Genomic DNA, 7,054 nt, shown 5'->3' with positions numbered 1-7,054 from the left:
GGGTACTACTTGAGCGTGACGGTCGCGCCGGCCTCTTCGAGAGCGGCCTTCGCCTTGTCGGCGGTCTCCTTGTTCGCGCCCTCGAGCACGGCCTTCGGGGCACCGTCGACGACGGCCTTCGCCTCGCCGAGGCCGAGCGAGGTCAGCTCGCGCACGACCTTGATGACCTGGATCTTCTTCTCACCAGCGGCCTCGAGGACGACGTCGAAGGAGTCCTTCTCCTCGACCTCTTCGGCAGCGGCACCGGCGCCACCGGCGGCCGGGGCGGCAACGGCGACGGGCGCAGCGGCAGTGACCTCGAAGGTCTCCTCGAACGCCTTGACGAACTCCGACAGCTCGATGAGCGTCAGACCCTTGAACTGCTCGAGCAGCTCCTCGGTGGACAGCTTTGCAGCCATTTTCTTCTCCTTGGTTTTTTCGTGTACTCACCGCGGCGAGCATCCATCGCCCCGAAGGGCGAGCGGATGCCTACGCTGCGGACTCCTGCTTCTCGCGCAGCGCGTCGACCGTGCGAACGGCCTTCGACAGCGGTGCGTTGAACAGATATGCGGCTCCGAACAGCGAGGCCTTGAAGGCACCGGCCAGCTTGGCCAGCAGCACCTCACGGGACTCGAGGTCGGCGAGCTTGCCTACCTCTTCGGCGGAAAGAGGGTTGCCATCGAAATAGCCGCCCTTGACCACGAGAAGAGGGTTCGCCTTGGCGAAGTCGCGCAGACCCTTGGCAACGTTCACGGGGTCACCGTGCACGAAGGCGATCGCGGACGGTCCGGCGAGCTCGTCGTCGAACGCCGAGATGCCGGCGTTGTTCGCCGCGATCTTGGTCAGCGTGTTCTTCACCACGGCGTAGGTCGCGTCTGCACTGATGGACCTGCGGAGCTCACGAAGCTTCGCAACAGACAGACCGCGATACTCGGTCAGCAGAACGGCGGTCGAGCTCTTGAACTTCTCCTCGAGCTCGGCAACCGTGGCTTCCTTGTTCGCCATGGCCACTCCTCTTACATACGAGACGCGCTGCGGGTGCTGCGCGCCGCCTTCGGACCGGCTAGGAGAATGAAAAACGCTCCATGCGCAGGCACGGAGCGTGTCGGATGCCCGCTACACAAGCGGACTTCGTCTCGATCTCGCCTGCGCGGGCCGTCTCGATCCGATCTGGTGATCAGCTCGAGAACCTTCGATCGACGTGCGAACACGCCGATGACCGGCGGTCTTGGGCTTCATCAAGGGTACGCGACGAACCGCGGATGCCCAAATCGCGGGGCCGGATAGATTCGGGCGTAAGCGCCGGATCGGGCGCGACAGCGAGCATCCGACCGGAACAGTAGCCGAAGGGCGCCTGGATAGGATGCCCAGCATGACCGAGAGCGATCGCGCCGCCGGTGGCGAGACCGCGGGCCGCGGCCCCGGTGTCGGTCTCGACGCCGCGATCGAGTCGGTCGAGCGCGAGTTCGGCACGCTCTTCGTGAAGCTGCGCAACCGCATGCGGGCGCAGGCGCTTCAGTTGCATCCGGAGATCCAGCCGGCCGGCTATCTGATGCTCACGACGCTCTCACGTTCTGGGCCGATGCACGCCGGCGCGCTGGCGGAGGTGCTCTACGCCGACAAGAGCCTCGTCAGCCGTCAGGCGTCACAGCTCGAGCAGTTGGGCCTGTTGCGCCGCGAGCAGGATCCTGCTGACCGCCGCGCCACGTACTTCGCGCTCACCGACGAGGCGCAGGAGCGCCTGAAGAAGCTGTTCGAGCTGGGCCGCAGCGAGCTGCGCGCCGGGCTCGCGGACTGGGACGTCGACGAGCTGCACCTGTTCGCCCGGCTGCTGCACCGGCTGAACGAGTTCTGACTCGGGATGCCAGGAGCCGGCGCGGCAGTCGGCCGGCCGGCTCCTGGCATCGCTCGAGTCAGGCGAGGATCGTCCAGGGGTCCTCGATGAGCCTCGTGAACGTCTGCAGCCACTGCGCGGCGAGCGCGCCGTCGATGATGCGGTGGTCGCTGTTCAGGGTGTAGCGCATGCGGTGTCGCGGCACGATCTGTCCGTCGACCACGGCAGGCTCCACCTTGGTGCCGCCGACCGCGAGGATCGCGCCCTCCGGCGGATTGATGATCGCGGTGAACTCCTCCACCCCGTACATGCCGAGGTTACTGATCGTGAACGTGCCGCCCGACATCTGGTCGGGCGTGAGCTTGCGGTCCTGGGCGAGCTTCACCAGGTGCTTCGCCTCCTCGGCGAGCCGACCGACCGACTTCGTGTCGGCGTCGTCGATCACGGGCACGACCAGTCCGTGCTCGGAGGCGACGGCGATGCCGATGTTGATGCGGTGGTGCACCTGCATGGCCGTGGACTCGTCGCCCGGGTAGCTGGCGTTGACGAGTGGATGCTCGCGCAACGCGAGAGCAGCGGCACGGACCAGCAGGTCGTTGACGCTGATCTTCTGCCGGCCGGCGGCGACGAGCCGCTCGTTGAGTGTGGCGCGCATGGTCATCAGATCTTCGGCATCGGCGACCGCCGTCACGGCGAAGTGCGGGATGCTCCGCGCGCTCTCCGCGAGGCGCCGCGCGATCACCCGGCGCACCGAATCCATCGGCACCTGCTCGGTGCCGCGGCGCTCGTCCAACGACGACGGCATGGCTGCCGGCTTCGACGGCGCTGCTGGGGCCGCGGGCGCAGCAGCAGGCTGAGCGGCAGCACCCTGAGCGGCGGGCAGACCGGGTGTCGGGGCGCCGATCAGGTTTTCGACATCCGCTCGGATGATCCGTCCACCCGGGCCGGAGCCCGTCACTGTGCGGAGGTCGATGCCGTGCTCACGGGCGATGGTGCGCACCACCGGCGACGCGAGCAGCCGCTCCCGCGAGTTCACGCCCGACGCGCCGGGTGTCGGAACCTCCTGAACGGCCGGCGCGGTCGGCGCCGTGGCGGCAGGCGCCGGCGCGGCCGCCGGGACGGCCTCCGTGAATGAGGTGCCGGCGGCCGGTGCCGCGCTCGGCGCCTGCGTCGGCGTCTCCGCGTTCACGGGCTTGACCGCCGCGGAAGCATTCTCTTCCGGTGTGGTGGTCTGCGCCGCACTCGGCGCGGCGCCGGCATCGCCCGAGCCGCCCGGCGTGCCGTCGAGCTCGGCGATCGGAGTACCGATCGACACCGTCTCGCCCTCCGGCACGAGGATCGCGGTGAGCACGCCGGACTCGTACGCCTCGAACTCCATCGTGGCCTTGTCGGTCTCGATGTCGGCAAGCACCTCGCCCGCCTCGACCTGGTCGCCGATGTTCTTGTGCCAGGTGGAGATGGCGCCTTCCTCCATGGTGTCGGAGAGGCGCGGCATTGTGATCTGTTTCATGTCGATTCCTTCTCAGCGCCGGCGTCCGACGGCGTCGAGCGTCTCGCGGATGGCATTCACGACGTCGTCGAACGACGGGAGGGCCGCGGTCTCCAGCGGCTTCGCGTAGGGCATGGGAACCTCGGCCATCGCGACGCGGCGCACCGGGGCATCCAGGTAGTCGAAGGCTCCGTCGGAGATCGATGCAGCGATCTCGGCACCGATGCCGTACGTGAGCCAGTCGTCCTCGAGCATGACGGCCGCATTGGTCTTCTTGACCGATTCGATGACGGTGTCGCGGTCGAGGGGCCGCAGGCTCCGCAGGTCGATCACCTCGATGTCGAGGCCGTCGGTCTCGGCGAGCCGCTCGGCCGCCTGCTGCGCGACCACGGCCATCCGCGAGTAGCCGATCAGTGTGAGGTCCTTGCCCTCGCGGGTCACCTTCGCCTTGCCGATGGTGGCCGGCTCGAGAACGTCGGGCACCTCGCCCTTCGTGTTGTACAGGGCGAGGTTCTCCAGGAACAGCACCGGGTCGTCGTCGCGGATGGATGCCATCAGCAGCGCCTTCGCGTCGGCCGGCGTCGCCGGGGCGACCACCTTCATGCCCGGCACGAACGCGTAGTAGAGCTCGATGTTCTGCGAGTGCGATGCCCCCAGCTGCTGCCCGCCGCCGCCCGGGGTACGGATGACCATGGGCACGCTGAGCTGACCGCCGAACATGCCGTGGATCTTGGCCGCGTGGTTCACGATCTCATCGAGTGCGAGCAGCGAGAAGTTGATCGTCATGATCTCCACGACGGGGCGCAGCCCGAGCATGGCGGCACCGATGGCGGCGCCGGTGAAGCCGCCCTCGGAGATCGGGGTGTCGCGCACCCGCCTGGCCCCGAATTCCTTCAGCAGGCCGGCCGTGATCTTGTACGAGCCGTCGAAGATGCCGATCTCCTCGCCCATCAGCATCACGTTCTCGTCGCGCAGGAGCTCCTCGCGCAGCGTGTCGTGCAACGCTTGGCGGTAGGTCATCTCGGTCATGCGACACCTCCGGTGGCCAGATTCGAAACAGCAGAGGCCGGAACGGGAAGCGCCGGGTAGAGCGCCTGGCCCGGGTATCGGCGGGAATCGTTCGGCACGGGGGTGGCGTACGTGTAGTCGAACAACGTGGATGCGTCGGGCTGGGGGCTCGAGGCGGCGAACGAGGCGGCATCGTCGACGATGGCCATGACATCCTTCTCGATCGTGGCCAGTGCGTCGTCGTCGAGCACGCCCGCCTTCTTCAGGTCGTCGGCGAACGTGTGGACGGGATCCCGCTGCTTCAGCTCTGCCACCTCTTCGGCACTGCGGTACTTCGCCGGGTCGACGACCGAGTGCCCGCGTAGCCGCTCCGTCATGATCTCGAGCAGGTAGGGTCGGCCGCCACGGGCCACCTCAACCGCGCGCCGCGCGGCTTCCGCGGTCTTCTCGGCGTCGAGGCCGTCGACCCGGGCGGACTCGATGCGGTACGCGGCACCGCGCTTGTACAGCTCGGGCTCTGCAGACGAGTGCTCGACGTCGGTGCCCATGCCCAGCCCGTTGTTGATGATGACGTAGACGATCGGCAGATCCCACAGCCCGGCCAGGTTGACCGACTCGTGGAACGCGCCCGTGGCGGTCGTGCCGTCGCCCATGGTGCACACCACGATCTCTGGACGGTCCTGGTACTGCAGGGCGAGCGCCGCACCTGTCGCGATGGGCAGCTGGCCCCCGACGATGCCATAGCCGCCGAGCAGCCGGTGCGTCACGTCGAACATGTGCATCGATCCGCCCCAGCCCTTGGAGACGCCGTCGACGCGGCCGTACAGCTCGGCCATCACCTTGCGCGGGTCGATGCCGCGGGTGATCGCGTAGCCGTGCTCGCGGTAGTTCGTGAACAGGTAGTCACCCGGGCTCATCTCGCCGAGCAGCCCGACGATCGCCGCCTCCTCGCCGAGGTTGAGGTGGCAGTAGCCGCCGATCAGCGCTTCGGTGTAGGCGCGCTGCGCCCGCTCCTCGAATCGCCGGATGAGCAGCATCTGCGTGTAGTAATCCGTGAGCCTCTGTCGGCGGACCTCGTCCATCTTCGGACGTCGCTGCGCCGACTTCGCCGAGCCGGAATCGCTCGACCGGGATCGGGTACTGCGTGTGGTGGTCTTGGTGCGTGCGGACGCGCTACGTGTCGTCCGGGCCGGATCGGCCATCGATCGTTCTCCTCTGTGCGCTTCGTCAACGCTGCGCTTCGTGGACGCCTGTTGTAAATGACACCGGTGAGTATCATTACAAGGAGCATCATACGCCGACGCGCGACGAAGAGGGAACAGACCGCTATGGAGAGCAGTGCGATGGAAGGCATCCAGCAGCACCGGCGTGGCCGACCGACCGCGGAGCAGCGCGAGGAGCGGCGCGAGCGGATGCTGCAGCGTTCGCTCTCCGTGTTCCTCGAGCGCGGATACCAGGGAGCGACGCTCGATGAGCTGGCACGGGCATCCGGGGTCACCAAGCGCACCATCTACACCGATTACGGCGACAAGGCCGGCCTCTTTGCGGCCATGGTCGACGCGCTCGCCGGCGGCATCAGCCAGGGACCGGATGCCGCCGGGGACACGCTGACGTCGCTTGCGACGCGCATCGTGTTCCGCATTCATTCCGACGAACTGGTCGGGCTGCACCGGCTGGTCATCGCCGAGTCGCCACGACTCCCGGAGCTCGCGCGGTCGTTCTACGAGCACACCGACGCACGCCACATCACCGCATTGCGCGTGCATCTGGCAAAGGAGCACGGAACGGATGCCGGACCGCTCGCCCCAGTCCTGTTCTCCCTACTGCTCGGCGAGCGGCACCGACAGCGGTTGCTCGGCGTGCGCGGCGCCGCATCGGAGGCGCAGGCCAGGACGATCGCGGAGGACGCTCTGCATCAGCTTGGACTGGGCCGTGCCTTATCGGGTTGAAAGGAGTATCGTCCGGTCTATTAGCTAGCTATGTTGCTCCGGTGGAACGCGGGCTCCCCGGACGACGGGTGGGGAGCGGTGAACGATGGCGACCGGGCCGGAGCTTGTCGGGCGGACTGCTGCACCTGCTGTGACCGCGCCCTCTGTTCAGATCCTCGGCGCGACCAAGATCCACCGCAAGGGCAACATCCTGGTCAGCTGGATCACCTCGACCGATCACAAGACGATCGGGTACCTGTATCTGATCACGTCGTTCGTGTACTTCTGTCTCGGCGGTGTAATGGCGCTGATCATGCGGGCTCAACTGTTCGAGCCGGGTCTGCAGGTTGTTCAGACGCGTGAGCAGTACAACCAGTTGTTCACGATGCACGGCACGATCATGCTGCTGATGTTCGCGACCCCGCTGTTCGCGGGGTTCACGAACTTCATCATGCCGCTCCAGATCGGTGCGCCCGACGTGGCGTTCCCGCGTCTGAACGCGCTCGCGTATTGGCTGTACAACTTCGGGTCGTTGATCGCAGTCGGTGGCTTCCTGACCCCGCAGGGCGCTGCCTCGTTCGGATGGTTCGCCTACGAGCCGCTGTCATCCGCGACGTTCTCGCCGGGGTTGGGCGGGAACATGTGGTTCATGGGGCTCGCGATATCGGGTTTCGGGACGATCCTCGGTGCGGTGAACTTCATCACCACCGTCATCACGCTTCGTGCGCCCGGGATGACCATGTTCCGGATGCCGATCTTCACCTGGAACGCGCTGGTCACCTCGATCCTCGTGCTGATGGCCTTCCCGGTACTCGC

Annotated in this window: 8 protein-coding genes; 3 read left to right on the top strand and 5 right to left on the bottom strand. The window is 67.1% G+C overall.

Annotated elements, in window-relative coordinates; genetic code table 11:
• Positions 1 to 5: 5 nt before the first annotated feature.
• Positions 6 to 398 carry a 50S ribosomal protein L7/L12 gene (gene rplL, locus ACTHNC_RS08000; RefSeq protein WP_440294071.1) on the bottom strand — a complete coding sequence of 131 codons (393 nt, stop codon included), beginning with the start codon at positions 396 to 398 and terminating at the stop codon, positions 6 to 8.
• A gap of 70 nt (positions 399 to 468) precedes the next feature.
• Positions 469 to 984 (bottom strand): 50S ribosomal protein L10, encoded by a 516-nt coding sequence (rplJ, locus tag ACTHNC_RS07995; protein ID WP_440294070.1) that lies wholly within the window; start codon positions 982 to 984, stop codon positions 469 to 471.
• A 367-nt stretch (positions 985 to 1,351) separates the two neighbouring features.
• Here rplJ and ACTHNC_RS07990 point away from each other — a divergent pair, with 367 nt between their 5' ends.
• Positions 1,352 to 1,834 carry a MarR family winged helix-turn-helix transcriptional regulator gene (locus tag ACTHNC_RS07990; protein ID WP_440294069.1) on the top strand — a complete coding sequence of 161 codons (483 nt, stop codon included), beginning with the start codon at positions 1,352 to 1,354 and terminating at the stop codon, positions 1,832 to 1,834.
• A 58-nt stretch (positions 1,835 to 1,892) separates the two neighbouring features.
• Here the strand turns inward: ACTHNC_RS07990 and ACTHNC_RS07985 are convergent, their stop codons facing one another.
• The 3 genes from ACTHNC_RS07985 to pdhA are packed head-to-tail and all read right to left on the bottom strand — an operon-like array spanning position 1,893 to position 5,512.
• Positions 1,893 to 3,323 (bottom strand): dihydrolipoamide acetyltransferase family protein, encoded by a 1,431-nt coding sequence (locus tag ACTHNC_RS07985; RefSeq protein ID WP_440294068.1) that lies wholly within the window; start codon positions 3,321 to 3,323, stop codon positions 1,893 to 1,895.
• Between the two features lie 12 nt (positions 3,324 to 3,335).
• On the bottom strand, positions 3,336 to 4,331 hold the full coding sequence (locus ACTHNC_RS07980) for an alpha-ketoacid dehydrogenase subunit beta (protein ID WP_440294067.1): 996 nt from the start codon (positions 4,329 to 4,331) through the stop codon (positions 3,336 to 3,338).
• Positions 4,328 to 5,512, bottom strand: coding sequence for a pyruvate dehydrogenase (acetyl-transferring) E1 component subunit alpha (pdhA, locus tag ACTHNC_RS07975; RefSeq protein WP_440294066.1), 1,185 nt, complete (start codon positions 5,510 to 5,512; stop codon positions 4,328 to 4,330). The genes ACTHNC_RS07980 and pdhA overlap by 4 nt, the downstream gene beginning before the upstream one ends.
• Positions 5,513 to 5,653: 141 nt before the next feature.
• Here pdhA and ACTHNC_RS07970 point away from each other — a divergent pair, with 141 nt between their 5' ends.
• On the top strand, positions 5,654 to 6,259 hold the full coding sequence (locus ACTHNC_RS07970) for a TetR/AcrR family transcriptional regulator (protein ID WP_440294065.1): 606 nt from the start codon (positions 5,654 to 5,656) through the stop codon (positions 6,257 to 6,259).
• 85 nt (positions 6,260 to 6,344) lie between these two features.
• On the top strand, positions 6,345 to 7,054 hold a 710-nt coding region (locus ACTHNC_RS07965), incomplete at its 3' end, for a cbb3-type cytochrome c oxidase subunit I (protein WP_440294064.1).

Source organism: Humibacter sp. (genome assembly GCF_051954055.1).
Lineage (GTDB): Bacteria > Actinomycetota > Actinomycetes > Actinomycetales > Microbacteriaceae > Humibacter.
Note: the sequence above shows the minus strand (reverse complement) of the source record. Positions and strands in the feature narration are given on the sequence as shown.

Bases quoted from the DNA above. Each gene is read 5' to 3' on its own strand.
- ACTHNC_RS07990 (WP_440294069.1), top strand. From the start codon at position 1,352: ATGACCGAGAGCGATCGCGCCGCCGGTGGCGAGACCGCGGGCCGCGGC.
- pdhA (WP_440294066.1), bottom strand. From the start codon at position 5,512: ATGGCCGATCCGGCCCGGACGACACGTAGCGCGTCCGCACGCACCAAG.
- ACTHNC_RS07980 (WP_440294067.1), bottom strand. From the start codon at position 4,331: ATGACCGAGATGACCTACCGCCAAGCGTTGCACGACACGCTGCGCGAG.
- ACTHNC_RS07970 (WP_440294065.1), top strand. From the start codon at position 5,654: ATGGAAGGCATCCAGCAGCACCGGCGTGGCCGACCGACCGCGGAGCAG.
- rplL (WP_440294071.1), bottom strand. From the start codon at position 398: ATGGCTGCAAAGCTGTCCACCGAGGAGCTGCTCGAGCAGTTCAAGGGT.
- ACTHNC_RS07985 (WP_440294068.1), bottom strand. From the start codon at position 3,323: ATGAAACAGATCACAATGCCGCGCCTCTCCGACACCATGGAGGAAGGC.
- rplJ (WP_440294070.1), bottom strand. From the start codon at position 984: ATGGCGAACAAGGAAGCCACGGTTGCCGAGCTCGAGGAGAAGTTCAAG.